The sequence below is a fragment of the Pseudomonas sp. FA117 genome (assembly GCF_057370475.1).
The window spans coordinates 2,651,047-2,676,819 of the sequence record NZ_CM170675.1; the positions used below are offsets into that span (position 1 = coordinate 2,651,047).

The following is a 25,773-nucleotide window of genomic DNA, read 5'->3' on the forward strand; positions in this document are numbered from 1 at the left end:
ATGGCACGGGCTACGCCCCTGTTCGCGGGACAAGTCGCGGCGGCGAACCGCCGCGACTACAGCTAGCGCGGTCAGAGTGCGGCTTCACTCCACTGGCCGTTGACCAGGCGTCGCAGCCCCAGCGGGTTGGCGTCCTGAAGCGCCTGCGGCAACAGGCTCTGCGGGTAGTTCTGGTAGCACACCGGGCGCAGGAAACGATCGATCGCCAGGGTGCCGACCGAGGTGCCGCGGGCATCGGAGGTGGCCGGGTAAGGACCGCCATGAACCATGGCGTCGCTCACTTCCACGCCAGTCGGATAGCCGTTGACCAGAATCCGCCCGACCTTTTCCTCCAGCAACGGCACCAGCCACGCGTAGGCCTCGAAGTCTTCGGGTTCGCCGATCAGGGTGGCGGTCAACTGGCCGCGCAGGCCCTGCAGGGCGGCGCGCAACTGTGCATCGTCACTGACCTCGACCGCCACGGTGGTGGGGCCGAACACTTCTTCCTGCAGCAGCGGGTCGGCGTCGACCAGCAGGCGGGCATCGGCCTTGAACAGCTGGGCGCGGGCCTGGCTGCCTTCCTGTACCTGGCCTGCCAGGTGTTCGATCCCCGCGTGTGCGTGCAAATGTTCAAGCCCGCCCACGTAGCTGCGCAGGCCACCGGCATTGAGCATGGTCTGCGCTGCCTGCTGTTCCAGGCGCTGGCCAACGTCGGCCAGCAGCTGGCTGAACGGCGCCGACTTCAGGCCGATCACCAGCCCCGGGTTGGTGCAGAACTGGCCGGCGCCCAGGCAGACGGAGCCTGCCAGTTCACCGGCGATGGCCTCGCCGCGTTTGGCCAGCGCGCCAGGCAGCACGATTACCGGGTTGATGCTCGACATCTCGGCGAAAACCGGGATTGGTTGCGGGCGCTCGGCGGCCATGCGGCACAGGGCATCGCCGCCCTTGAGCGAACCGGTGAAGCCGACCGCCTGGATGGCGGGGTGCTTGACCAGCCATTCGCCGACACCGCCACCGAAGACCATGTTGAACACACCCTTGGGCATGCCGGTGCGCTCGGCGGCGCGCACGATGGCGCAGGCCACCAGGTCGGCAGTGGCCATGTGGCCGCTGTGGGCCTTGAACACCACCGGGCAGCCGGCGGCCAGCGCGGCGGCCGTGTCGCCACCTGCGGTGGAGAAGGCCAGCGGGAAGTTGCTGGCGCCGAACACCGCCACCGGGCCTACGCCAATGCGCATCTGGCGCAGGTCGACCCGTGGCAGCGGCTGGCGCTGTGGCAAGGCCAGGTCGATGCGCGCGCCAAGGAAATCGCCACGGCGCAGCACTTGGGCGAACAGACGCATCTGCCCGCTGGTACGGCCTCGTTCGCCCTGGATGCGGGCAGCAGGCAGGGCGGTTTCCCGGCAGACGATGGCGACGAAGCTGTCGTCCAGTTCATCCAGCTCGGCGGCAATGGCGTCGAGGAACTCGGCGCGACGGGTTGGCGGCAACTGGCGGAATTCGGCGAAGGCGGCGGCAGCGGCTTTGGCGGCCTGATCGACTTCGCCCTCGGTGGCTTGCACGAAGCTGTAGGGCAGGGCCTCGCCAGTGGTGGCGTCCAGGCTCTGCAGGCGCTGTTGACCGGCGGCGCTGCGCTGGCCGGCGATGAAGTTGTGGCCGAGTATCTCAGGCATGGGGTGCTCCTGTAGTCGCTGAAGGAAGAATGCTGTCTGGGCAGGTTCGCTTGCCCCCAGTGGGAGCGGGTAAACCCTCGAAACAGACGACTCGGTGTATGGCACCGGCGGCGCCGGTGTTCGCGGGTAAACCCGCTCCCGCAGAGAGAAGGCTGTCAGGTAATCGGTGCCGGGTTGAACAGGGTGATGTCGTTGTGCAGCTTGTGCCGCTCGGCCCAGGTTTGCTTGCGGCCGCTGGCCACGTCGAGGTAGTAGTGGAACAGCTCCCAGCCCAGTTCCTCGATGCTTGCGCGCCCGCTGGCGATGCGTCCGGCGTCGATATCGATCAGGTCGGGCCAGCGCTGGGCCAGCTCGCTGCGGGTGCAGACCTTGACCACCGGGGCCATGGCCAGCCCGTACGGCGTGCCGCGCCCGGTGGTGAACACGTGCAGGTTCATGCCGGCGGCCAGCTGCAGGGTGCCGCAGACGAAATCGCTGGCCGGTGTGGCGCAGAAGATCAGGCCCTTGCGCGCAACGCGCTCGCCAGGTCCGACCACGCCCTGGATCGCTCCGCTGCCGGACTTGACGATCGAGCCCAGGGATTTTTCGACGATGTTCGACAGCCCGCCCTTCTTGTTGCCGGGCGTGGTGTTGGCGCTGCGGTCGGCGGCGCCTTGTTGCAGGTAGCGGTCGTACCAGTCCATCTCGCGCACCAGGGCCTCGGCCACCTCCGGCGTTTCGGCGCGGGAGGTGAGCATGTAGATGGCATCGCGCACTTCGGTGACTTCCGAGAACATCACCGTGGCGCCGGCGCGCACCAGCAGGTCGGCGGCATAGCCCAGCGCCGGGTTGGCGGTGATGCCGGAGAAGGCATCGCTGCCGCCGCACTGCATGCCCAGGATCAGCTCGCTGGCCGGCACGGTCTCGCGGCGGCGCTGGTCGAGCTTCTTCAGGCGGGTTTCGGCCAACTGCATGATCTGCTCGATCATCTCGACGAACCCCAGCGAGGCGTCCTGCAGGCGATAAAGCCAGGGCTCGCTGAGGTCCACGGACGGGTCGTCCTCGTGCATCACCTGGCCGGCCTGCAGCTTTTCGCAGCCCAGGCTGATGACCAGGGCTTCGCCGCCCAGGTTGGGGTTGCGCGCCAGGTTGCGCACGGTGCGAATGGGGATGTAGGCGTCGCGCGCGTTGATCGCCACGCCACAACCGTAGCTGTGGGTGAGGGCGATCACATCGTCGACGTTGGGGTACCTGGGCAGCAGTTCGTCGCGGATGCGCTTGACCGCGTGGTCGAGCACGCCGGTCACGCACTGCACGGTGGTGGTGATGCCGAGTATGTTGCGGGTGCCGACGGTACCATCGGCGTTGCGATAGCCTTCGAAGGTGAAGCCGTCCAGCGGCGGCAGCGCGGCAGGCACGGCGTCGCAGCGGGGCAGGCTGTCGAGTTCGGGGGCGGCGGGCATGGCGAGCTGGGTTTCCTGCACCCAGCTGCCCTGGCGCAGGTCCTCCAGGGCGTAACCGATGATCTGGCCATAGCGACGCACAGGCTCGCCCTGGCGGATATCGACGGTGGCCACCTTGTGGCTCTGCGGCACGCCTTCGACCAGGGTCAGGCCGTCGGCGAAGCGTGCACCTTCGCCCAGGCCGCCGTCGTTGACCACCACCACGACATTGTCGTCATCGTGCAGGCGGACGTAGCGGGGCGACTCGGAATGTTCGATCAACTGCATGGTCAGGCCCTTCTTGTCATTCTCTCAGGCTTTTGTACGGCCACCGGCGCCCTGCAACGGGCGCCGGCATGCTTGCGGTCACTGGCGCGAAGCGGCCAGCTCGGCGTTGGGCGCAGCTTGCGGCTTGGGTTCGTCCTTGAGCTCGATGCGCTTGATCGGGCCGACGATCACCAGGTAGCTGAACACCGCCACCAGGGCGTTGGCGCCGACGTACACCAGTGCCCACTTGAACGAGCCGGTGGCGCTGATGATGTAGCCGATGACGATCGGCGTGGTGATCGAGGCGATGTTGCCGAAGGTGTTGAACAGCCCCCCCGACAAGCCGGCGATCTGCTTGGGCGAGGTGTCGGCGACCACGGCCCAGCCCAGTGCGCCGATGCCTTTGCCGAAGAAGGCCAGGGTCATGAAGCCGACCACCATCCATTCGGCGTCGACGTAGTTGCAGAAGACCATGGTGGTCGACAGCAGCAGGCCGCAGACGATAGGCAGCTTGCGCGAGAAGGTCAGCGAGTTGCCGCGGCGCAGCAGCCAGTCCGACAGCACGCCACCGAGCACACCGCCGATGAAACCGCAGATGGCCGGCAAGGAGGCGATGAAGCCGGCCTTGAGGATGGTCATGCCGCGCTCCTGTACCAGGTACACCGGGAACCAGGTCAGGAAGAAGTAGGTGATGGCGTTGATGCAGTACTGGCCCAGGTATACGCCCAGCAGCATGCGGCTGGTCAGCAGTTGCTTGATGTAGCCCCATTTCGGGCCGTCGTTGCCGCGCTTCTGGTCCATGTCCACCAGGCCGCCGTTGTGCTCGATGTGCTCGAGCTCGGCCGGGCTGATGCGCGGGTGCTGGCGAGGGTTGTAGATGGTCTTCATCCACACCATCGAGAACAGGATGCCCAACCCGCCCATGACCACGAACACGTGCTCCCAGCCGAAGCTGAAGACGATCCAGCCCATCAGCGGTGCGAACAGCGCAGTGGCGAAGTACTGCGCCGAGTTGAAGATCGCCGAGGCCGTGCCACGTTCGGCAGTGGGGAACCAGGCCGCCACGATCCGGGCGTTGCCGGGGAACGATGGCGCTTCGGCGAAGCCGACCAGAAAGCGCAGGGTGAACAGGGTGACCACGGCCCAGGCCACCGGCAGGCCGCCGACGAAACCTTGCAACAGGGTGAACAGTGACCAGGTGAAGATGCTGAACGCGTAGACGTTCTTCGAGCCGAAGCGGTCCAGCAGCCAGCCGCCGGGAATCTGCCCGGCCACGTAGGCCCAGCCGAAGGCGGAGAAGATGTAGCCAAGGGTGACGGCGTCGATGCCCAGGTCCTTCTGCAGGCTTGAACCGGCGATGGCGATGGTGGCGCGGTCGGCATAGTTGATCGTGGTCACCAGGAACAGCATGAACAGGATCAGGTAGCGTACATGCGTCTTTTTCGTCGCTTGCATGCTGGTGTACTCCCACTATTTATTGTTGTGCGGGGCATTCGGATTGTGGGCCGGAGCGCGTGGGCGCCCCGGCAGCGGCATTGGCAGGCCGCAGGGCTGCGCTTATTGCGGGCCCATCTTGTCCATCAGCGCGGCGAGCATTTCGTACTCTTCGCCGGTCAGGTCGGTCAGCGGGGTGCGCACCGGGCCTGCGTCGTAGCCGGCCAGCTTGGCACCGGCCTTGACGATGCTCACGGCGTAGCCGGCCTTGCGGTTGCGGATATCCAGGTACGGCAGGAAGAAGTCGTCGATCAGCTTGCCGACCGCGGCGTGGTCATCGCGGGCGATGGCGTTGTAGAAGTCCATCGCGGTCTTTGGCACGAAGTTGAACACGGCCGAGGAGTAGACCGGCACGCCGAGTGCCTTGTAGGCCGCAGCATACACCTCGGCGGTCGGCAGGCCACCCAGGTAGCTGAAGCGATCGCCCAGGCGGCGACGAATCGACACCATCAGCTCGATGTCGCCCAGGCCATCTTTGTAGCCGATCAGGTTGGGGCAGCGTTCAGCCAGTTGTTCAAGCTGCGTGGCGTTGAGGCGGCAGACGTTGCGGTTGTACACCACCACGCCGATCTTCACCGACTTGCACACGGCCTCGACATGGGCGGCAACCCCGTCCTGGCTGGCTTCGGTGAGGTAGTGTGGCAGCAGCAGCAGGCCCTTGGCGCCCAGGCGCTCGGCTTCCTGGGCGTATTCGATGGCCTGGCGGGTGGAGCCGCCAACGCCGGCCAGGATCGGTACCGAGGTGGCGCAGGTGTCGACGGCGGTCTTGATCACCTGGCTGTATTCGCTGGCAGCGAGGGAGAAGAACTCACCGGTACCACCGGCGGCGAACAGCGCGCTGGCGCCGTACGGGGCCAGCCATTCCAGGCGCTTGATGTAGCCGGCGGCGTTGAAATCGCCCTGGGCGTTGAAGTCGGTGACCGGGAACGACAGCAGGCCGTGGGAGAGGATGGATTTCAGTTCTTGTGGATTCATTGTTGTAGGCATCCTGTGGGCGCTTGGGTAAGGAGAAGATCCAAGGTGAGAGGTAAGTTATCGTACAACTTGTACGATGACTAGTCCTGGCCCGGAAAATTTTTCCAGGTTGGGGATGCAGTGCTTTATCGCAGGACGAACCCTGTCCCATAGGAACAGGACTGTGGGGAGCAATTGCAGGGAGGTGGGGGAGGTTGCTGGAAGTTGAAAACGCTGATCGGGCACATGTGCCGATCAGTCATCGTATGTCTTGGAAAAAAGATCGCGGAGACAGGCACAAGCCCGCCGCCCGCTTCCACGGGAAGTGTTCTGGGACCAGCAGAGGGTGACCGGGGAAGCGGGGGCGACCGTGCGCCGCCCCGCGATCAAAGCCAACGAAGAGGAATCAGGCCGCCTGGTGGCGCTTGTTGGCCTGGGACTTGCGGACCTGGGCGCGGCAGGCGTCGCCAAAGGCCTGGAACATCTTGATCGAATCCGGGTTCTTCGCAGCCTGCCATTCAGGGTGCCATTGCACGGCGAACAGGAAGGGCGAAATGCTCGGAGCGTGGATCGCCTCGACCAGCCCGTCTTCGGCGCGGGCGATCGGCTCGATGCCCTCGCCCAGGTTGCGCAGGCCCTGGCCGTGCAGCGAGTTCACGCGGATCTCGTCGGTACCGAGTTTTTCCTGGAGCCAGCTGCCTGGCTCGATCTTCACGCCGTGGGAAGCGGCATATTGCACATCGACCGGGTCTTCGGGATTTTCGCGGTGGTCGTTGAAACCCGGTTCCGCGTACACCTTCTGGTAGATGTCGCCACCCAGGGCCACGTTGATTTCCTGCATGCCGCGGCAGATCCCGAAGATCGGCAGGCCGCGGGCGATGGCCAGTTGCACCAGGGGGATGTCGAACAGGTCGCGATCCTTGTCCTGGGCCTTGCCGGGTGTTTCGTTCTCCTGGCCGTACAGGGCCGGATCGATGTTGCTGCCCGCGCCGGTCAGGTAGATGCCGTCGGCCATGTCCAGGTAAGCCTCGAGGGCGTCGGTGCCGCAGCAGGTGGGAACCAGGACCGGGACGCAGTCGGCGAAGTCGACCAGCGGGGTGATGTACTTGTGGGTCATGACCTGATAGTCGTGACCTTTGCGCTCTTGGGTGCCCATGGTCATCAGGACGACGGGTTTGCGCAGGGAAGGTTGCTTGTTGCCAATGTTGCTGTTGGACATATGTCACCTTGGGACAGGTTTTACCTGTCGTTGTTGTGCAGGTCCGCGGCCTTGGGCCATTGATGCGTGACCTGTGGTCCCGAGCACTGCCGGCGCGGCCTCAAGGCTGCGATACCGGTCGGGACATGCTCTCTAGATTGCCAGAGCCGTTTAATATGTCAAACGACTGACGCGTGGGTTTCATGGGGCTTTCAGCCGGTTTTTGCGGGCTTTACCCGCTACAAGCCTGAGGCGGCAAGGGTTTGGCAGGTGGTGTGGTCAATAATATTTAACGATGCAGTCGGGTCTTTGCAGCGCTGCAATAAACCTGGCGCTCGCCCGGCATGGCGGATTTGACAGCAGACCCTTGCCGGAGGAAGAGTGACAGGCATTGCCCTGGGCTGACCCCATTCCAAATCCAATAAAGGGAGTTACCGATGTCCGCAGCGTCCACCGATCCAGTCGTCCGCGTGCCGCTTGTGCAGTTGCAGAACGTGTTGCAGCGGATCTTCCAGCGTCACGGCTGCAGCGAGCCGGTGGCCATCGCGCTGGCGGCCAACTGCGCCAGCGCCCAGCGCGACGGTGCGCACAGCCATGGCGTGTTCCGTATCCCGGGTTATGTCTCGACCCTGGCCAGTGGCTGGGTCGATGGGCGGGCAGTGCCGCAGGTGAGCGATGTCGCCGCGGCCTTCGTGCGGGTCGATGCCAGGGGCGGCTTTGCCCAGCCGGCGTTGGCAGCGGCGCGGTCACTCCTGGTGGAAAAGGCGCGGCACGCCGGTATCGCTGTGCTGGCCATCCACAACTCCCATCATTTCGCGGCGTTATGGCCGGATGTCGAGCCCTTTGCCGAAGAGGGCCTGATCGCGCTGAGCGTGGTCAACAGCATGACCTGCGTGGTGCCCCATGGTGCGCGCAAGCCGCTGTTCGGTACCAACCCCATCGCCTTCGCCGCACCGTGCCAGGGGCTTGCCCCAATCGTCTTCGACATGGCCACCAGCGCCATGGCCCATGGCGATGTACAGATCGCGGCGCGCGAGGGTGAGCAATTGCCGCCCGGGGTCGGCGTCGATGCGCAGGGCGAGCCGACCACCGACCCCAAGGCGATGCTCGACGGCGGCGCCTTGTTGCCGTTCGGTGGCCACAAGGGCTCGGCGCTGTCGATGATGGTCGAGCTGCTGGCCGCAGGGCTCACTGGCGGGCACTTTTCCTGGGAGTTCGACTGGGCGCAGCATCCGGGTGCCAAGACACCCTGGACCGGACAGTTGATCATCGTCATCGACCCGGGCAAGGCCCAAGGCGGGCGCTTTGCCGAGCGCAGCCGGGCGTTGGTGGAGCAGATGCAGGCGGCAGGCTTGTCACGCCTGCCCGGGGAGCGGCGGTTCAGCGAGCGGGCGGTTTCAGAGCGGGAAGGGGTGGCGGTTGGCGGGTATGACTGGCGAGAGCTTCAGGCGATGTTGGACTAAGCACGGCCTGATCTACACGTTGCTCTCAAACTCAGCTTTCGTCATGACGCGATAGATGAATGAGTTGGTAAAGCAGGCTGATCCCGGTAACCCATAGCAAGGAGCCCCAGGTCACTCCATCCACTTGCAGGAGTTCATGACCTCCGATGGTGGTGCATGAGGTCATCCCGAGGATCATGAACGCAAGGCACAGGCCCAATCGGACGGACGTGCGTTTGCACGAATAATTGAGAATCATGAAAAGGGCCAAACAGCCGATCGTGGCGTAGAGCAGGGGCCTACGCGCTACTTCCGGGTTATCAAGAGCGTCGTTGATGAAGGTCGAACCAGCGGTTGCGCTCGAATAGTGGAGGAAAACCAGCAAGTATAAAAAATATGCCCCACTCTCCGACGTCCCAATAGAGGAATTCACGACTGCCTATATGAGTACAGGCCGCAATCTCAGTGTCTTGAAGTTGCATCGGCCCTTGCCAGGACGCCTCGATCAGTTCTTTTGACGATCAAAGAACGAGGAGCGTTTCCACAGGAGAAAATACCCGAGGCTTGAAAAAAACCATCCCCACCACACGCCGTCCAATGCCAGTACTTGATCTGCTCCCAGCCGGGAGCAAGTCGTGATACCCATTGTGATGAGTGACAGCCCCAAAATGCGGCGGATGGTTGCGGATTTGCACTGCCACTCAAGCAGGACAGTTATCGTGAGCAGGGCGATGGTGAGATAAATTTCCGGCATCGCAAGCGTCTCAGAGAATGAGCGTCATAGCTGAGAGTTGAGGGCCAATACCGCCTTTGACCTGAGCCTCAAGTGAAACCAGTACATCCGAGGAATGAAAGGTGGAGAGCTGGTTCCTGACCACGGTTGTCGCCGCAGCCCCGGTTGTCATCCCAGCAATCTTGCCTGCAAGTTTCCCGAAGGCTGCCGCAGCTCCCGCTCCTGTAGCAGCGCTGACTGCCCCGCTAACCAACGCCGCCACTGTTGTCCGGTTTTCGTTTAGCTGGTCGGCCTGCTCCCTCGTAAGTGGCCTGGGTACGAGGATCTTCATGTGACAGGGCGTTTCCCCGGGAGCATCCGGTCGTACAATTCCCGTACCTTGATAGTCACCTTGTAGTGCGCTCCATGAACAGATGGCAGGCTCAGCTTGGGAAGCTCACAGCATTGACCCGGCTGGATGATGAATTCATTGATGTCGAATGCGATCCCGTAGCGTCCGACATAGTGATAAGTCTTTTCAGCCTGCATACCAGCGCCTCTCCTGGAAGAGGTGAACCATGCCGCAACGCAGATGCTGGGATATGCGAGGCAGATCTGGCCCTGCTGTGGGATATTTCTGCTGTCGTGCCAGGCAGGCCCGCTCCCGCAAAGGGGCGAGGCCGCTTGGCTATGCAAACCTGCACGCACACCTTGCACATTCAATGATGTTCCTGGCGCGCCACTGCAGGTATGCTCGGGGAAGCCTTTCCGAACTGTCCTGATCCAAGGAGCTGCACGCTGTGTTCAAACATGTCGATGCCTATGCCGGCGACCCGATTCTTTCGTTGATGGAAGCCTTCAAGGTCGATCCCCGCGCCGACAAGGTCAACCTGAGTATCGGTCTGTACTACGACGAAGCCGGCGTGGTGCCGCAGCTGCCATCGGTGGGCGAGGTCGAGAAGCGCCTGGCCGACCAGCCGCATGAGGCGTCGCTGTACCTGCCCATGGAAGGCCTGGCCAGCTACCGCCAGGCGATCCAGGCGCTGCTGTTCGGTGCCGATCACCCAGCCGTGACCGCCGGGCGCGTCGCCACCGTGCAGACCGTGGGTGGCTCGGGTGCGTTGAAAGTCGGTGCCGACTTCCTCAAACGCTACTTCCCGCAGTCCGAGGTGTGGGTCAGCAATCCGACCTGGGACAACCATCGCGCGATCTTCGAAGGCGCGGGCTTCAAGGTGCACACCTACCCGTACTTCGACCAGGCCACTCGCGGCCTGGACTTCGACGCCATGCTGGCGAGCCTGCAAACGCTGGAAAAGCACAGCATCGTCCTGCTGCACCCGTGCTGCCACAACCCCACCGGCGTCGACCTGAGCCAGGGCCAGTGGCAGCAAGTGGTCGAGGTGGTCAAGGCGCGCGAGCTGATTCCGTTCCTCGACATCGCCTACCAGGGCTTCGGCGAAGGTCTGGCCGAAGACGCCTATGCCATTCGCGAGATGGCCCGTGCCGGCGTACCTTGCCTGGTCAGCAACTCGTTCTCGAAGATCTTCTCGCTGTACGGCGAGCGGGTAGGGGGCCTGTCGGTGGTCAGTGACGATGCGGCAAGTGCCCAGAGCGTGCTGGGCCAGCTCAAGGCAACCGTGCGCCGCAACTACTCCAGCCCGCCCAGCCATGGTGCGCTGCTGGTGGCTGGCGTGCTCGGCGATGCTGGCCTGAACGCCCAGTGGCAGGCGGAAGTCGAAACCATGCGCAAGCGTATCCTCGACATGCGCCAGGGGCTGGTCGATGCCCTGGCCAAGCGACTGCCAGGCCAGGACTTCCAGTTCTTCCTGCGCCAGCGCGGCATGTTCAGCTACACCGGCTTCAGTGCCGAACAGGCGCGCCGCCTGCGTGACGAGTTCGGCGTGTACATCATCGACAGCGGTCGCGTGTGCATGGCCGGTCTGCGTCCGGACAACCTGCAGCGTGTCGCCGAGGCATTCGCCGCGGTGCAGCAGGGCTGATCCGCCGGGCCAGGCATGCCTGGGCTGTGGGAGCGGGCTTGCCCGCGAATAAAGAGGTAAGATTACCGACGCCTTCGCGGGCAAGCCCGCTCCCACAACGATTCGCTTCCTTTCCAAAAACAGCCACCGTCCCTCGGACGGGGCTTCGCAATCGCACCTATTCAGTGCACAATCGCGCCCCTCTTTTTCGGTTGAGGTGGCGTGAGGCTTCTATTTCGCCACTCTCAGCCTGTTGCAGTCTTGCGAGTGGAGTTGCACCCGGAATGAATGAGCAGGCCCAAAGCGTCGAGCAACGCTTCGAATCGACCCAACAAGCCGCCCTTGGCAGCTGGTCGCGTCAAGACACCACCTGGATGCTGGGCCTGTTCGGCACAGCCATCGGCGCAGGCACGCTGTTCCTGCCGATCAACGCCGGCCTCGGCGGCTTCTGGCCGCTGCTGATCCTGGCCTTGCTGGCCTTCCCCATGACCTACTACGCACACCGGGCGCTGACCCGCTTCGTGCTCTCCGGCAGCAAGGACGGCGATATCACCCAGGTCGTCGAAGAGCATTTCGGCATCACCGCCGGCGCGCTGATCACCGTGCTGTACTTCTTCGCCATCTTCCCGATCCTGCTGATCTACAGCGTGGCGCTGACCAACACGGTCGCAAGCTTCATGGAGCACCAGCTGCACATGGCCCCGCCACCCCGGGCGATCCTCTCGTTCGTGCTGATCCTGGGCCTGCTGGCCATCGTGCGCTGCGGCGAGCAGGCCACGGTCAAGGTCATGAGCCTGCTGGTCTACCCGTTCATCGTCGCCCTGGCCCTGCTGGCCCTGTACCTGGTGCCGCACTGGAATGGCGGCATCCTCGACACCGCCAGCCAGCTGCCGTCCGGCTCGGCCTTCCTGCACACCCTGTGGCTGGCGATCCCGGTGATGGTGTTCTCGTTCAACCACTCGCCGATCATCTCGGCCTTCGCAGTGGACCAGAAGCGCCGCTATGGTGATCACGCCGATGCGCGCAGCGGGCAGATCCTGGCCCGTGCCCACCTGCTGATGGTGGCGATGGTGCTGTTCTTCGTGTTCAGCTGCGTGCTGACCCTGAGCAGCGCCCAGTTGGCCGAAGCCAAGGCGCAGAACCTGTCGATCCTGTCGTACCTGGCCAACCACTTCAGCAACCCGGCCATCGCCTTCGCCGCACCGCTGATTGCCTTCGTCGCCATCGCCAAGTCGTTCCTGGGCCACTACATCGGCGCCAGCGAAGGCCTCAAGGGGATCATCGTCAAGACCGGCCTGCGTCCGGGCGCCAAGACCCTGGACCGGGTGGTCGCCGCGCTGATGCTGGTGGTGTGCTGGATCGTCGCCACGCTCAACCCGAGCATTCTCGGCATGATCGAGTCGCTGGGCGGCCCGATCCTGGCGGTGCTGCTGTTCCTGATGCCGATGTATGCCATCCGCCGCGTGCCGTCGATGCGCAAGTACAGCGGCGCGCTGTCCAACCTGTTCGTCGTGGCGATCGGCCTGGTGGCCCTGAGCTCGGTGGTCTACGGCCTGTTGAGCTGAATCTGTGCAGGCATCGCACGACAGGCGTTGCGGTGCTTGCAGCTTGCAGCCAAAAGCGATTTACTCGGAATCCTTTTTCAAACCCCGTACAAGGATTCCCGCCATGGCTCAAGTGACTCTCAAAGGCAACCCGGTTCAGGTCAAGGGTGAGCTGCCCAAGGTCGGCGCCCAGGCACCGGCCTTCTCCCTGGTCGGCGAAGGCCTGGCCGACAAGTCGCTGAAAGACTACGCCGGCAAGCGCAAGGTGCTGAACATCTTCCCGAGCGTCGACACTCCCACCTGCGCCACCTCCGTGCGCAAGTTCAACGCCCAGGCCAACGAGCTGGCCAACACCGTGGTGCTGTGCATCTCCGCCGACCTGCCGTTCGCCCAGGCGCGCTTCTGCGGTGCCGAAGGCCTGGAGAATGTAAAGAACCTGTCGACCCTGCGCGGCCGTGAATTCATCGAGAACTACGGCGTCGCCATCGCCGACGGCCCGCTGGCCGGCCTGACTGCCCGTGCGGTGGTGGTACTGGACGAGCACGACAAGGTGCTGCACGCCGAGCTGGTCAAGGAAATCGCCGACGAGCCGAACTACGACGCGGCACTGGCCGTCCTGAAGTAAGCCGGGCAGGGGCACGCAGCGGCCCCGGCGGTTTACACACTGTTACGCCGGCCCGGAAGCCATTCCGGGCCGTTTTCATTTAAAGTTCATTGTTTTAGCAATGTCAGCCGTTGGTAAAGCCCTGGTAAAGGCCCTTTGCTAAAACGTTGCCAGTGCTTATCGTTCAACCTCCCCAGTCGCCTCTCTGAACAAGGTTCGTTCAACCCATGCAAGCTTCTGCCTCCCGTTCCCCCCGTCGCTGGCTGTTCGGCCTGCTGATCCTGCTGCTGGTGGCCCTGCTGGCCTGGTGGCTGTGGCCTGCTGCCGCGCCGACGCACAAGGACCAGGCTGTGCGGATGGGCAAGGGCGGGCGCCCAGGTTTCGGCGCCTCCAGCGATCCGGTGCCGGTGCGCGTGGAGCCGGTGCGCGTCGGCGACTTCCCGCTCTACTACAAGGCGCTGGGCACGGTCACGGCGACCAATACCGTCAACGTGCGCAGCCGGGTGGCCGGCGAGCTGGTCAAGATCCACTTCAAGGAAGGCCAGCAGGTCAAGGCCGGCGAACTGCTCGCCGAGATCGACCCGCGCCCTTACCGCATCGCCCTGCAACAGGCCGAAGGCACCCTGGCGCAGAACCAGGCGCAGCTCAAGAACGCCCAGGTCGATGTGGCCCGCTATAAAGGCCTGTACGCCGAAGACAGCATCGCCAAGCAGACCCTGGACACCGCCGAAGCGCAGGTGGGGCAGTTCCTGGGGCTGGTCAAGACCAACCAGGCCGCGGTCAACGATGCGCGGCTGAACCTCGAGTTCACCCAGATCCGGGCGCCGATCAGCGGCCGCCTGGGCCTGCGCCAGCTCGACCTGGGCAACCTGGTCGCGGCCAACGACACCACGGCGCTGGTGGTGATCACCCAGACCGAGCCGATCAACGTCGCCTTCACCCTCCCGGAAACCGAGCTGGCCACGGTGCTCGAACGCTACCGCAGCGGTGCGCGCCTGCCGGTCGAAGCCTGGGACCGCGGCGACAGCAAGCTGCAGGCCACCGGTGTGCTCGGCAGTCTCGACAACCAGATTGACACCACCACCGGCACCCTGAAGTTCAAGGGCTTCTTCGAGAACAAGGACCTGGCGCTGTTCCCCAACCAGTTCGTCAACGTCCACCTGCTGGCCGACACTCTCAAGCAGGTGGTGCTGGCGCCGGCGGCGGCGATCCAGTTCGGCAACGACGGCACCTTCGCCTATGTGGTCAACGCCGAGAACAAGGTCAATATCCGCAAGCTCAAGGTCGGTGCCAGCGACGGCGAGAACAGCGTGATCGTCGAGGGCCTGAAGGCGGGTGAGCGCCTGGTCCTGGAAGGCACCGACCGCCTGCGCGAAGGCACCCAGGTCGAGGTGGTCGAAGACAGCTCGCAAGTGCCGACCACACCCGGCCAGCACCTGCAGGGCCAGGAAGCCAAGGGTTCGGCCCAGACCGGTGAGTCGAGCAAGGCGGGCGCATGAACATCTCGCGGCTGTTCATCCTGCGCCCGGTCGCCACCACGCTGAGCATGCTGGCCATCGTCCTGGCCGGCCTGATCGCCTACACGATGCTGCCGGTGGCGGCCTTGCCCCAGGTCGACTACCCGACCATCCGCGTCATGACCCTCTACCCGGGCGCCAGCCCGCAGGTGATGACCAGCGCGGTCACCGCGCCGCTCGAGCGCCAGTTCGGGCAGATGCCCGGCCTCAGCCAGATGGCCTCGACCAGCTCCGGCGGCGCCTCGGTGCTGACCCTGCGCTTCAATCTGGACATGAACATGGACGTCGCCGAGCAGCAGGTCCAGGCGGCGATCAACGCTGCCAGCAACCTGCTGCCCAGCGATCTGCCGGCGCCACCGGTGTACAACAAGGTCAACCCTGCCGATACCCCGGTGCTGACCCTGGCCATCAGTTCCGGCACCTTGCCGCTGCCCAAGCTCAACGATCTGGTCGACACCCGCGTGGCGCAGAAGATCGCCCAGATCAGCGGAGTGGGCATGGTCAGCATCGCCGGCGGCCAGCGCCAGGCGGTACGGATCAAGGTCAACGTCGACGCCCTGGCCGCCAACGGCCTGAACCTCGACGACGTGCGCACCCTGATCGGCGCTTCCAACGTCAACCAGCCCAAGGGTAACTTCGACGGCCCGACCCGCGTATCGATGCTCGATGCCAACGATCAGCTGCGTTCGCCCGACGAATACGCCAACCTCATCCTCAAGTACAACAACGGTGCGCCGCTGCGCCTGAAGGATGTCGCCGAAATCGTCGACGGCGCCGAGAACGAGCGCCTGGCCGCCTGGGCCAATGAAAACCATGCCGTGCTGCTGAACATCCAGCGCCAGCCCGGGGCCAACGTCATCGAGGTGGTCGACCGCATCAAGCAGATGCTGCCGTCGATCACCGACAACCTGCCGGCTGGCCTGGACGTCAGCGTGCTCACCGACCGTACCCAGACCATCCGCGCCGCCGTGCGCGATGTGCAGCACGAACTGCTGTTCGCCATCGCCCTGGTGGTGATGGTCACCTTCGTCTTCCTGCGCCGGGTCAGTGCCACGATCATCCCGTCCATTGCCGTGCCGCTGTCGCTGATCGGCACCTTCGGCGTGATGTACCTGGCCGGCTTCTCGATCAACAACCTCACGCTGATGGCGCTGACCATCGCCACGGGTTTCGTGGTCGACGATGCCATCGTCATGCTGGAGAACATCTCCCGGCACATCGAGGAGGGCGAAACGCCGATGCAGGCGGCGCTCAAGGGCGCGCGGCAGATCGGTTTCACCCTGATCTCGCTGACCTTCTCGCTGATCGCGGTGCTGATCCCGCTGTTGTTCATGGCCGATGTGGTCGGCCGCCTGTTCCGCGAGTTCGCCATCACCCTGGCGGTGGCGATCCTGATCTCGCTGGTAGTGTCGCTCACGCTCACGCCGATGATGTGCGCGCGTTTGCTCAAGCGCGAACCGAAGGAAGAGGAGCAGAGCCGCTTCTACCGCGCCAGCGGCGCCTGGATCGACTGGCTGATCGAACGCTACAGCCATGCGCTTACCTGGGTGCTCAGGCACCAGCCGCTGACCCTGCTGGTGGCGGTGGGCTCGCTGGCGCTGACGGTGTTCCTCTACATCATCGTGCCCAAGGGCTTCTTCCCGGTGCAGGACACCGGGGTCATCCAGGGCATTTCCGAGGCCCCGCAGTCCATCTCGTTCACTGCCATGAGCGAACGCCAGCAGGCGCTGAGCAAGGTGATCCTGCAGGACCCTGCAGTGCAGAGCCTGTCTTCGTACATCGGTGTGGACGGGGACAACGCCACGCTCAACAGCGGCCGCCTGCTGATCAACCTCAAGCCGCACGGCGAGCGCGACGTGACCGCCTCCGAGGTGATCAGCCGCCTGCAACCGCAGCTCGACCGCCTGGTCGGCATCCGCCTGTTCATGCAGCCGGTACAGGACTTGAGCATCGAGGACCGGGTCAGCCGCACCCAGTTCCAGTTCAGCCTGTCCTCACCCGACCCGGACATGCTCGCCGAGTGGAGCGGCAAGCTGGTCCACGCCCTGCAGCAGCGCGCCGAACTCACCGATGTGGCCAGCGACCTGCAGGACAAGGGCCTGCAGGTGTACCTGGTGATCGACCGTGACATGGCCAGCCGCCTGGGCATCAGCGTGGCGCAGATCACCAACGCCCTGTACGACGCGTTCGGCCAGCGGCAGATCTCGACCATCTACACCCAGGCCAGCCAGTACCGTGTCGTCCTGCAATCGCAGGCGGCCGCCAGCATTGGCCCGCAGGCGCTGGATTCGATCCACGTCAAGGCCACCGATGGCGGGCAGGTGCGCCTGTCGGCGCTGGCGCGCATCGAGCAGCGCCAGGCGCAACTGGCGATCTCGCACATTGGCCAGTTCCCGGCGGTGATGATGTCGTTCAACCTCGGCCACGGCGTGTCGCTGGGCGAGGCGGTCGAGGTGATCGAGAAGGTGCAGCAGGACATCGGCATGCCGCTGGGCGTGCAGACCCGCTTCCAGGGTGCCGCCGAAGCCTTCCAGGCGTCGCTGTCGAGCACCTTGCTGCTGATTCTCGCGGCAGTGGTGACCATGTACATCGTGCTGGGCGTGCTCTACGAGAGCTATATCCACCCGGTGACCATCCTTTCGACCCTGCCTTCTGCGGCGGTCGGCGCCTTGCTGGCATTGCTGCTCAGCGGCAACGACCTGGGAATGATCGCCATCATCGGCATCATCCTGCTGATCGGTATCGTCAAGAAGAACGCGATCATGATGATCGACTTCGCCCTGGAGGCGGAGCGTCACCAGGGCATGAGCCCGCGTGAAGCGATATACCAGGCTGCGCTGCTGCGCTTCCGGCCGATCCTGATGACCACCCTGGCCGCGCTGTTCGGTGCCTTGCCGCTGATGCTCGCCACCGGCTCCGGTGCCGAGTTGCGCCAGCCGCTGGGCCTGGTCATGGTGGGCGGGTTGCTGGTCAGCCAGGTGCTGACGCTGTTCACCACACCGGTCATCTACTTGTACTTCGACCGCCTGGCGCGCCGCTGGCGCCCCGTTGACGACGCCGCGCAGGCCGAGGCATGAACCTGTCCGGTCCGTTCATCCGCAGGCCGGTAGCGACCATGCTGCTGAGCCTGGCGATCATGCTGCTGGGCGGCGTCAGTTTCGGCTTGCTGCCGGTGTCGCCGCTGCCGCAGATGGACTTCCCGGTGATCGTGGTGCAGGCCAGCCTGCCGGGCGCAAGCCCCGAGGTGATGGCCTCGACCGTGGCTACGCCGCTTGAGCGCAAGCTGGGCAGCATCGCCGGGGTCAGCACCCTGACCAGCAGCTCCAGCCAGGGCTCGACACGGGTCATCATCGGCTTCGACCTGGGCCGCGACATCGACGGTGCCGCGCGCGAGGTGCAGGCGGCGATCAATGCCACCCGCAACCTGCTGCCCAGCGGCATGCGCAGCATGCCGACCTACAAGAAGGTCAACCCCTCACAAGCGCCGATCATGGTGCTGTCGCTGACTTCCGACGTGTTGTCCAAGGGTCAGCTGTACGACCTGGCCGACACCATCCTCTCGCAGAGCCTGTCGCAGGTCAGCGGGGTAGGGGAAGTGCAGATCGGTGGCAGTTCGCTGCCGGCGGTGCGCATCGAGCTGGAGCCGCAACTGCTCAACCAGTACGGCCTGGCCCTGGATGACGTGCGTACGGCGGTGGCCAACGCCAACCAGCGCCGGCCCATGGGCTTCGTCGAGGACAGCGAGCGCAACTGGCAGGTGCGCGCCAACGATCAACTGGAGAAGGCCGACGACTACAAACCGCTGGTGATCCGCCAGCAGAACGGTGCGATCCTGCGCCTGGCCGACGTCGCCAAGGTCAGCGACGGCGTCGAGAACCGCTACAACAGCGGTTTCTTCAATAACGACGCGGCGGTGCTGCTGGTGGTCAACCGCCAGACCAACGCCAACATCATCCAGACCGTGCAACAGATCAAGGACCAGTTGCCGGCGCTGCAGTCGCTGCTGCCGGCCAGCGTCAAGCTGAACGTGGCGATGGACCGCTCGCCGGTGATCAAGGCCACGCTCAAGGAGGCCGAGCACACCCTGCTGATCGCCGTGGTGCTGGTGATCCTGGTGGTCTACCTGTTCCTCGGCAACCTGCGTGCCTCGCTGATCCCGAGCCTTGCGGTGCCGGTGTCGCTGGTGGGCACCTTCGCGGTGATGTACCTGTGCGGGTTCTCGTTGAACAACCTGTCGCTGATGGCGCTGATCCTCGCCACCGGTCTGGTGGTGGACGATGCCATCGTGGTGCTGGAGAACATCTCCCGGCATATCGAGAACGGCGCCAGGCCCATGCGCGCAGCGTTTCTTGGCGCCAAGGAAGTGGGCTTCACCCTGCTGTCGATGAACGTGTCGCTGGTGGCGGTGTTCGTCTCGATCCTGTTCATGGGCGGCATCGTGCGCGGGTTGTTCCAGGAATTCTCGATCACCCTGGCGGCGGCGATCCTGGTGTCGCTGCTGGTGTCGCTGACGCTTACGCCGATGCTCTGCTCGCGTTGGCTCAAACCCCACGCACCGCAACGCCAGACCGGCCTGCAGCGCTGGAGCGACCGGGTGCACCAGCGCATGGTCGCGGGGTACGACCGGAGCCTGGGCTGGGCCTTGCGTCATCGGCGCCTGACCCTGGTCAGCCTGCTGGCGACCATCGTGCTCAACGTCGCTCTCTACGTGATCGTGCCCAAGACCCTGATGCCGCAGCAGGATACCGGCCAGCTGCAGGGCTTCGTGCGCGGCGATGACGGCCTGTCGTTCACGGTGATGCAACCGAAGATGGAGATCTACCGCCGCGCACTGCTCAAGGATCCGGCGGTACAGAGCGTCGCCGGTTTCATCGGCGGCAACAGCGGCACCAACAACGCGTTCGTGCTGGTGCGCCTCAAGCCCATCGGCGAGCGCAAGGAAAACGCCCAGAAGGTCATCGAGCGGCTGCGCAAGGAGCTGCCCAAGGTGCCCGGTGGACGCCTCTACCTGATGGCCGACCAGGACCTGCAACTGGGCGGCGGTGGCCGCGACCAGAGCACCTCGCAATACCTCTACACCCTGCAGAGCGGCGACCTCGCGGCCCTGCGCGAGTGGTTCCCGAAAGTGGCCGCGGCGCTGCGCACGCTGCCCGAGCTCACCGCCATCGACGCCCGTGACGGTGCCGGCACCCAGCAGGTGACGCTGGTGGTCGACCGCGACCAGGCCAAGCGCCTGGGCATCGACATGGACATGGTCACCGCGGTGTTGAACAACGCCTACAGCCAGCGGCAGATCTCGACCATCTACGACAGCCTCAACCAATACCAGGTGGTGATGGAGATCAACCCCAAGTACGCCTGGGACCCAAGCACGCTCGAACAGGTGCAGGTGATCACCGCCGACGGCGCGCGCGTGCCGCTGTCGACCATCGCCCGCTACGAGAACAGCCTGGCCAACGACCGCGTCAGCCACGAGGGGCAGTTCGCCTCCGAAGATATCTCCTTCGATGTCGCCGAGGGCTACAGCGTCGACCAGGCCCTGGCCGCGCTGGAACGCGAGGTGGCCAAGCTGGGCCTGCCGGAGTCGGTGATCGCCAAGCTCGGCGGCAGTGCCGATGCCTTCACCAAGAACGCCGAAGGCCAGCCGTTCATGATTCTCGGCGCCCTGGTGCTGGTGTACCTGGTGCTGGGCATTCTCTACGAAAGCTACATCCACCCGCTGACCATCCTGTCGACCCTGCCGTCGGCCGGCGTCGGTGCGCTGCTGACCCTCTACCTCACGGGAGGGGAGTTCAGCCTGATCTCCTTGCTCGGTCTGTTCCTGCTGATCGGGGTGGTGAAGAAGAACGCCATCCTGATGATCGACCTGGCCCTGCAACTGGAACGCAACGAAGGCCTGTCGCCGGAAGAATCGATCCGCCGCGCCTGCCTGCTGCGCCTGCGGCCGATCCTGATGACCACCCTGGCGGCCATCCTCGGCGCGCTGCCGTTGCTGCTCAGCCAGGCCGAAGGCGCAGAGATGCGCCAGCCACTGGGCTTGACCATCATCGGTGGCCTGGTCTTCAGCCAGATCCTCACCCTCTACACCACGCCGGTGGTCTATCTGTACCTGGACCGCGCGCGTCACCGTTTCAACCGTTGGCGCGGCGTGCGCACCGACGCCGCCCTGGAAACCCCGCTATGAACTTTGCCCAGACTCCGCTGCACCGCGCCCTGCAACTGCTGACCCGTGGCCGTGGCTCGCGCCTGCTGGGTGCCGGCCTGTGCGTGGCGATGCTCAGTGCCTGTACCCTGAGCCCCGACTATCACCGCCCCGAGATCAGCACCCCGGCGCAGTTCAAGCAGGCCGAGGGCTGGACCCAGGCCAACCCGTCGGATGCCATCGCCCGCGGCGCCTGGTGGGAGCTGTACGGCGATGCGCGCCTGAATGCCCTGGTCGAGGAGCTCAACCGCAGCAACCAGACGCTGGCCCAGTACGAAGCCCAGTACCGTCAGGCCCAGGCACTGGTACGCAGCAGCCGCGCCTCGTTGTTCCCCTCGCTGAACCTGACCACCAGCAAGAACCGTTCGGCCCAGGGCACCGGCAGTTCCAGCTCGAGCCTGTCGAACAACAGCAGCGGCATTCGCGACACCTACAACGCGCAATTGGGCGTGAGCTGGGAAATCGATCTCTGGGGCAAGCTGCGCGAAACCATGAACGCCAATGAGTCGAGCGCCGAGGCCAGCCTTGCCGACATGGCGGCGATTCGCCTGAGCCAGCAATCCGAGCTGGTGCAGAACTACCTGCAACTGCGCGTGATCGACGAGCAGAAGCGCTTGCTCGAAGCCACGGTGGCGGCCTACGAGCGCTCGCTGCGGATGAACCAGAACCAGTACCGTGCAGGCGTGGCCGGCCCGGATGCAGTGGCCCAGGCTCGCACCCAGCTCAAGAGCACCCAGGCCGACCTGATCGACCTGGCCTGGCAGCGCGCGCAATACGAGAACGCCATCGCCGTGCTCATGGGCAAGGCGCCGGCCGAGTTTTCGCTGGCGGCGAGCAACGATATTCCGGCGCTGCCGTCGATCCCCGTGAGCCTGCCGTCGCAACTGCTGGAGCGCCGCCCCGATATCGCCTCGGCCGAGCGCAAGGTGATGGCGGCCAACTCCAACATCGGCGTGTCGCGCGCCGCCTACTTCCCCGACCTGTCGCTGAGCATGAATGGCGGCTACTCGAGCAGCAGTTTCAACAACTGGATCGAACTGCCCAACCGCTACTGGTCGGTAGGGCCGCAGTTGGCCCTGACCCTGTTCGATGCCGGCAAGCGCAGTGCCGAGGTGGACCGCACCGTGGCGGTGTACGACCAGACCGTGGCGCAATACCGCCAGACCGTGCTCGATGGCTTCAAGGAGGTCGAGAACTACCTGGTGCAACTGAAGGTGTACGCCGACGAGGCAGTGGTGCGCCAGGAGGCGCTGGATGCTGCCCGCGAGTCGCTGCGCCTGACCGAGAACCAGTACCGCGCCGGACTGATCGGCTATCTGGATGTGGTGAACGTCCAGACCACGGCACTGAGCAACGAGCGCAGCGTGTTGAATCTGCTGCAGGGCCGGCTGGTGGCCAGCGTGCAACTGATCGCGGCGCTGGGCGGCGGCTGGGATGCCGAGCAGGCCTGGGCCGAGGCCAAGACCAAGGACTGAAGCGCGCTGGCGCCGCGGTCAGGCGGCCTGCATCCGCTTGTCTTCGCGCAGCGCCGAGGCCACCACGAAGGCCAGCGCCACCAGCGTCAGTACCGGCAGCATCGCCAGGCGCAGGCCGTGGTGCTCGCCGATGAAGCCCAGCAGCGGCGGGCCGACCAGAAACGCCAGGTAGCCCGCCGTCGCCGCCAGCCTTACGCGCTGGTCGCTGTGCGCGCCGCTTTCACCCGCGGCGGAGATCGCCAGGGGAAAGCCCAACGAGGCGCCGATTCCCCACAGCATCACTGCCGCCGCGGCCACCCACTGCACATCGCAGAACACCACCAGCGCCAGGCTGGCGGCACCGAGCAGGGCGCTGGCGCGCAAGGTCAGGGTCCGGCCGAAGCGGCGTACCACGGGCGCCCCGGCGAAGCGGCCGAGGGTCATGCCCACGGTGAACACCAGGTAGATCAGGGTGCCGGCCGTTTCGGCAAAGCCGTGACCGTCGATCATCAACAGCGGGATCCAGTCGTTGGCGGCGCCTTCGGCCAAGGCCATGGCCAGCACCACGAAGCCGATCAACAGCAGGCGCCGGTCTCCCAGCAGGCTGCCCCAGGAGAAATCCTCGGCCTGCGCCGATGGCTGGTTCGCTGCGCGCTCGCTCGCCCGCGGCGAGTGCGGTGCCAGGGTCAGGGTGACGAGGGCGGAGCACAGCGAGGCGGCGACCAGGTGCAGTTCCAGCGACACCTGCAGCGCGGTCATGGCCATGCCCGCCAGTGCCCCGACCAGCGTACCCAGGCTGAAGAAACCGTGCAGGGTGGTCATGATCGGCGCGTCGATTTCCCGTTCCACGGCAGCGCCTTCGATGTTCACCGAGATGTCGGCCCAGCCCATGCCGATGCCGTAGACGAACAGCCCGGCAAAGGCGCACCAGGCGCTTGCCAGTGCACTGCCGCCGGCCAGGGCGAGCATCCCGACCGACAACCCGAGCAGCCCGACCACCATCATCCGGTGGGCGCCGAAGCGGGCGATCATGCGGCCGGCACTGAGAATCCCGCACATCGCGCCGGCGGAAAAGCCGAACAGGATCATGCCCATCTGCTCGGTGGAAGCCGAAAGGCCGTCGCGCAGGGCAGGGGTGCGGGTCACCCAGCTGGCGAGGGTCAGGCCAGGGAGCAGGAACAGCAGGTACAAGGCGTAGCGGGCCAGGCGGCTGGTGACGGGAACATTGTCGAGGGGCATGGGACAGACTCGCTGGGAAGGTTTCGTACGTGTGTACGATTAAATCGTACGGGTGTCCGAAAAGGGCGTCAATCCCGGATTGAGTCGTGTCAGGGGCGAATGTTCAACCCTGTCCGTAGGCAAGCGACGCCCGGTCGCCTGCGCTCAGGAAAACAGGTCGTCGGTGCCGGACATCCTGTCCAGCTTCGCCTGCAGTTGAGCGACGAGACGCTGGTGATCGGCGATGACAGCCAGGTGCTCCTCGATCTGTCGGCGCAGGGCTGTCGGATCGTCGGCGACACCGCTGAGTCGTTCGATTCGCCTGGACAAGCCGATCTTCCTGTCGGCCTCCAGGCGCGCCGGCTCGTCCATCCGGGCAAGCAGCGCCTGCAGGTCGTCGGCGCAATGGATGTTGTGGAACTGGCGGGCCGCGTGCAGATACACCACCGACTTGCGCGCGCGCTCCAGCAGCTCGAAGACGTTGCTCAGCGTGCCGGGGCTCTTGCCATCCCAGATCATCAAGCCGAAATCGGCTGCCTCGGCCATGGCCAGGTCCTTGGCGGTGTGAAGGGCGCGGCCCTTGGCGCCGGCCGGCGGGCGTACAGGCACGAGCGGCCACGCTCCGAGGTTGTGGCGCGGGGTGTCAGCGCTGCAGTACACCGTCACGCTCGTATACTGGCGCCTGGCGAAGTACTGCTGCACGCATTTGTCCATGCCCGCAGCATCGCCGACCAGCACGTCATGACCGCTGGTGATGATGTTGTCGAGCCGGGCCTCGACCTGTGGGTCGAGGCGCTTGAGCGTAATCGAGCCGGAGATGAAAACCTTCGGCATCAATGCCTCCGTGTCAGGGTGACCACTACAATCGAGCGGATGCTAGCGTATCCGCGCAGGGCGGTACAGGCAGCTTCCAGTGACGCGCCGGTATCGAACAGGTCGTCGATCAGCAGGATGTGGCAGGGGTGCAGGTTGTCGTGGGTGGCAAAACAGCCATGCAGCGCCTCGCGGCGGTCCTCGTAGGTTGCCAGGTCCTTCATGGCGCCGGTGCTGGCGCTCTTGACCAGCGTTTCATCGCTGTACTCGATATCCAGCAGTTGCGCGACCCGTTGGGCCACGGCGTGCACGGGCTGGCGCGTGCGCTGGCGGCTGGCCGGCATCGGCAGCACGACATCCACCGGAATGTCCCGCATCGCCTCGGCGACCGACTGGGCGAGGTATTCGACCTGGTCGTAGTCGTCGCGGTACTTGAGCTGGAACACCGCTTCGCCGATGTCGGTGCGCAGGGTCTCGAACTGCATGTAGCCCTGGGCGTTTTCGCCGATCGGCACACTACTGACGATATGTTTGTCGAGGCTGATACCGTAGTCCCAGGCGTCGTTGTCGGGTAATTCGCGAATCACCATGCGTGGCTTCCTTGTCGTAGATAGGCCGGAGGTTCACTGGCGGACGTCAATCCGCCACTACGGCAATCTTGCGACGGGGAAGTCGCAAGTTCGACTTCATGCTTTCCGCTTTTGGTGTGGGACATTTCTGAGTCGATCGAGCGCTGTCCGTGCGTCGTCCTCGTCCGCCACGGATCGCGGGCGCGGCTAGACTGCTCAGGTCATCCAGCGATGCGGGAGCCAGGCCATGCCGAACAAGAATACGATCTGCCTGTGGTTCGACAGCGACGCCGAGGCGGCGGCGCAGTTCTACGCCAGCACCTTCCCCGACAGCCGTGTGATCGCCGTGCATAAGGCACCCGGCGACTTTCCCTCGGGCAAGGAGGGTGATGTACTAACTGTAGAATTCATCGTGATGGGCATCCCGTGCCTGGGGCTCAATGGTGGCCCGGCGTTCAAGCACTCTGAAGCGTTTTCGTTCCAGGTGGCCACCGACAACCAGGCCGAGACCGACCGTTATTGGCACGCGATCGTCGACAACGGTGGCGAGGAGAGTGTCTGTGGCTGGTGCCGCGACAAGTGGGGGCTGTCGTGGCAGATCAGTCCACGGGTGCTCACCGAGGCGGTCGCGGGCAGTGACCGGGCGGCGGCGAAGCGGGCGTTCGAGGCGATGATGACGATGGGCAAGATCGACATCGCCGCCATCGAGAAAGCGATCAGGGGCTGACAGGCG

The 25,773-nt window shown here is 64.9% G+C and carries 20 protein-coding genes; 9 read left to right on the forward strand and 11 right to left on the reverse strand.

Translation table 11 applies throughout. The features are described 5' to 3' along the window. Window positions 1-71 precede the first annotated feature (71 nt). The 5 genes from AC1TXO_RS12180 to AC1TXO_RS12200 form a co-directional block, all read right to left on the reverse strand. Complete coding sequence (locus tag AC1TXO_RS12180) at window positions 72-1,652, reverse strand: aldehyde dehydrogenase (NADP(+)) (protein ID WP_486406554.1); 1,581 nt, start codon at window positions 1,650-1,652, stop codon at window positions 72-74. A 155-nt stretch (window positions 1,653-1,807) separates the two neighbouring features. Further along, window positions 1,808-3,361, reverse strand: a complete 1,554-nt coding sequence (gene garD / locus AC1TXO_RS12185; RefSeq protein ID WP_486406555.1) for a galactarate dehydratase — start codon at window positions 3,359-3,361, stop codon at window positions 1,808-1,810. Window positions 3,362-3,439: 78 nt separating this feature from the next. After that, entirely contained in the window at window positions 3,440-4,795 is a 1,356-nt protein-coding gene (locus AC1TXO_RS12190; protein ID WP_486406556.1) for an MFS transporter, read from the reverse strand. A gap of 102 nt (window positions 4,796-4,897) precedes the next feature. Continuing rightward, window positions 4,898-5,809 (reverse strand): 5-dehydro-4-deoxyglucarate dehydratase, encoded by a 912-nt coding sequence (gene kdgD, locus AC1TXO_RS12195; protein ID WP_486406557.1) that lies wholly within the window; start codon window positions 5,807-5,809, stop codon window positions 4,898-4,900. 385 nt (window positions 5,810-6,194) lie between these two features. Continuing rightward, on the reverse strand, window positions 6,195-7,007 hold the full coding sequence (locus AC1TXO_RS12200; protein ID WP_486406558.1) for a gamma-glutamyl-gamma-aminobutyrate hydrolase family protein: 813 nt from the start codon (window positions 7,005-7,007) through the stop codon (window positions 6,195-6,197). A 416-nt stretch (window positions 7,008-7,423) separates the two neighbouring features. Between AC1TXO_RS12200 and AC1TXO_RS12205 the strand changes: the two genes are divergently transcribed. Further along, entirely contained in the window at window positions 7,424-8,449 is a 1,026-nt protein-coding gene (locus tag AC1TXO_RS12205; protein WP_486406559.1) for an Ldh family oxidoreductase, read from the forward strand. Between the two features lie 484 nt (window positions 8,450-8,933). Here AC1TXO_RS12205 and AC1TXO_RS12210 read toward each other — a convergent pair whose 3' ends face one another. Genes AC1TXO_RS12210 through AC1TXO_RS12220 form a run of 3 tightly spaced genes read right to left on the reverse strand, consistent with a single transcriptional unit; the run spans window position 8,934 to window position 9,689 of the window. Next, window positions 8,934-9,182: a hypothetical protein gene (locus AC1TXO_RS12210; RefSeq protein ID WP_486406560.1), complete on the reverse strand. Its 249-nt coding sequence runs from the start codon at window positions 9,180-9,182 to the stop codon at window positions 8,934-8,936. 10 nt (window positions 9,183-9,192) lie between these two features. Beyond that, window positions 9,193-9,492 carry a hypothetical protein gene (locus AC1TXO_RS12215; RefSeq protein WP_486406561.1) on the reverse strand — a complete coding sequence of 100 codons (300 nt, stop codon included), beginning with the start codon at window positions 9,490-9,492 and terminating at the stop codon, window positions 9,193-9,195. Then, complete coding sequence (locus AC1TXO_RS12220; protein ID WP_486406562.1) at window positions 9,489-9,689, reverse strand: hypothetical protein; 201 nt, start codon at window positions 9,687-9,689, stop codon at window positions 9,489-9,491. The genes AC1TXO_RS12215 and AC1TXO_RS12220 overlap by 4 nt, the downstream gene beginning before the upstream one ends. Window positions 9,690-9,940: 251 nt before the next feature. On the opposite strand from AC1TXO_RS12220, the gene AC1TXO_RS12225 reads away from it, so the two are divergent. From AC1TXO_RS12225 to AC1TXO_RS12255, 7 genes are all read left to right on the forward strand, one after another. Then, the gene (locus AC1TXO_RS12225) at window positions 9,941-11,140 is read left to right on the forward strand and encodes an amino acid aminotransferase (protein WP_486406563.1); all 1,200 of its coding nucleotides are present in this window, start codon (window positions 9,941-9,943) and stop codon (window positions 11,138-11,140) included. Between the two features lie 263 nt (window positions 11,141-11,403). After that, entirely contained in the window at window positions 11,404-12,684 is a 1,281-nt protein-coding gene (locus tag AC1TXO_RS12230) for a serine/threonine transporter (RefSeq protein WP_486406564.1), read from the forward strand. Window positions 12,685-12,787: 103 nt separating this feature from the next. Continuing rightward, entirely contained in the window at window positions 12,788-13,288 is a 501-nt protein-coding gene (tpx, locus tag AC1TXO_RS12235; RefSeq protein ID WP_486406565.1) for a thiol peroxidase, read from the forward strand. Window positions 13,289-13,494: 206 nt separating this feature from the next. Continuing rightward, on the forward strand, window positions 13,495-14,766 hold the full coding sequence (locus AC1TXO_RS12240; protein ID WP_486406566.1) for an MdtA/MuxA family multidrug efflux RND transporter periplasmic adaptor subunit: 1,272 nt from the start codon (window positions 13,495-13,497) through the stop codon (window positions 14,764-14,766). Beyond that, window positions 14,763-17,861, forward strand: a complete 3,099-nt coding sequence (locus AC1TXO_RS12245) for an MdtB/MuxB family multidrug efflux RND transporter permease subunit (protein WP_486406567.1) — start codon at window positions 14,763-14,765, stop codon at window positions 17,859-17,861. The genes AC1TXO_RS12240 and AC1TXO_RS12245 overlap by 4 nt, the downstream gene beginning before the upstream one ends. Continuing rightward, complete coding sequence (locus AC1TXO_RS12250) at window positions 17,858-20,968, forward strand: multidrug efflux RND transporter permease subunit (protein ID WP_486406568.1); 3,111 nt, start codon at window positions 17,858-17,860, stop codon at window positions 20,966-20,968. Before AC1TXO_RS12245 ends, AC1TXO_RS12250 begins: the two co-directional genes overlap by 4 nt. Then, entirely contained in the window at window positions 20,965-22,461 is a 1,497-nt protein-coding gene (locus AC1TXO_RS12255) for an efflux transporter outer membrane subunit (protein ID WP_486406569.1), read from the forward strand. Before AC1TXO_RS12250 ends, AC1TXO_RS12255 begins: the two co-directional genes overlap by 4 nt. Before the next feature lie 18 nt (window positions 22,462-22,479). Here AC1TXO_RS12255 and AC1TXO_RS12260 read toward each other — a convergent pair whose 3' ends face one another. From AC1TXO_RS12260 to AC1TXO_RS12270, 3 genes are all read right to left on the reverse strand, one after another. Then, complete coding sequence (locus AC1TXO_RS12260) at window positions 22,480-23,679, reverse strand: MFS transporter (protein WP_486406570.1); 1,200 nt, start codon at window positions 23,677-23,679, stop codon at window positions 22,480-22,482. 144 nt (window positions 23,680-23,823) lie between these two features. Beyond that, window positions 23,824-24,492 (reverse strand): hypothetical protein, encoded by a 669-nt coding sequence (locus tag AC1TXO_RS12265; protein ID WP_486406571.1) that lies wholly within the window; start codon window positions 24,490-24,492, stop codon window positions 23,824-23,826. Beyond that, window positions 24,492-25,061 (reverse strand): ComF family protein, encoded by a 570-nt coding sequence (locus AC1TXO_RS12270; RefSeq protein ID WP_486406572.1) that lies wholly within the window; start codon window positions 25,059-25,061, stop codon window positions 24,492-24,494. The genes AC1TXO_RS12265 and AC1TXO_RS12270 overlap by 1 nt, the downstream gene beginning before the upstream one ends. Window positions 25,062-25,287: 226 nt before the next feature. On the opposite strand from AC1TXO_RS12270, the gene AC1TXO_RS12275 reads away from it, so the two are divergent. Next, complete coding sequence (locus AC1TXO_RS12275; RefSeq protein ID WP_486406573.1) at window positions 25,288-25,767, forward strand: VOC family protein; 480 nt, start codon at window positions 25,288-25,290, stop codon at window positions 25,765-25,767. Window positions 25,768-25,773 lie beyond the last annotated feature (6 nt).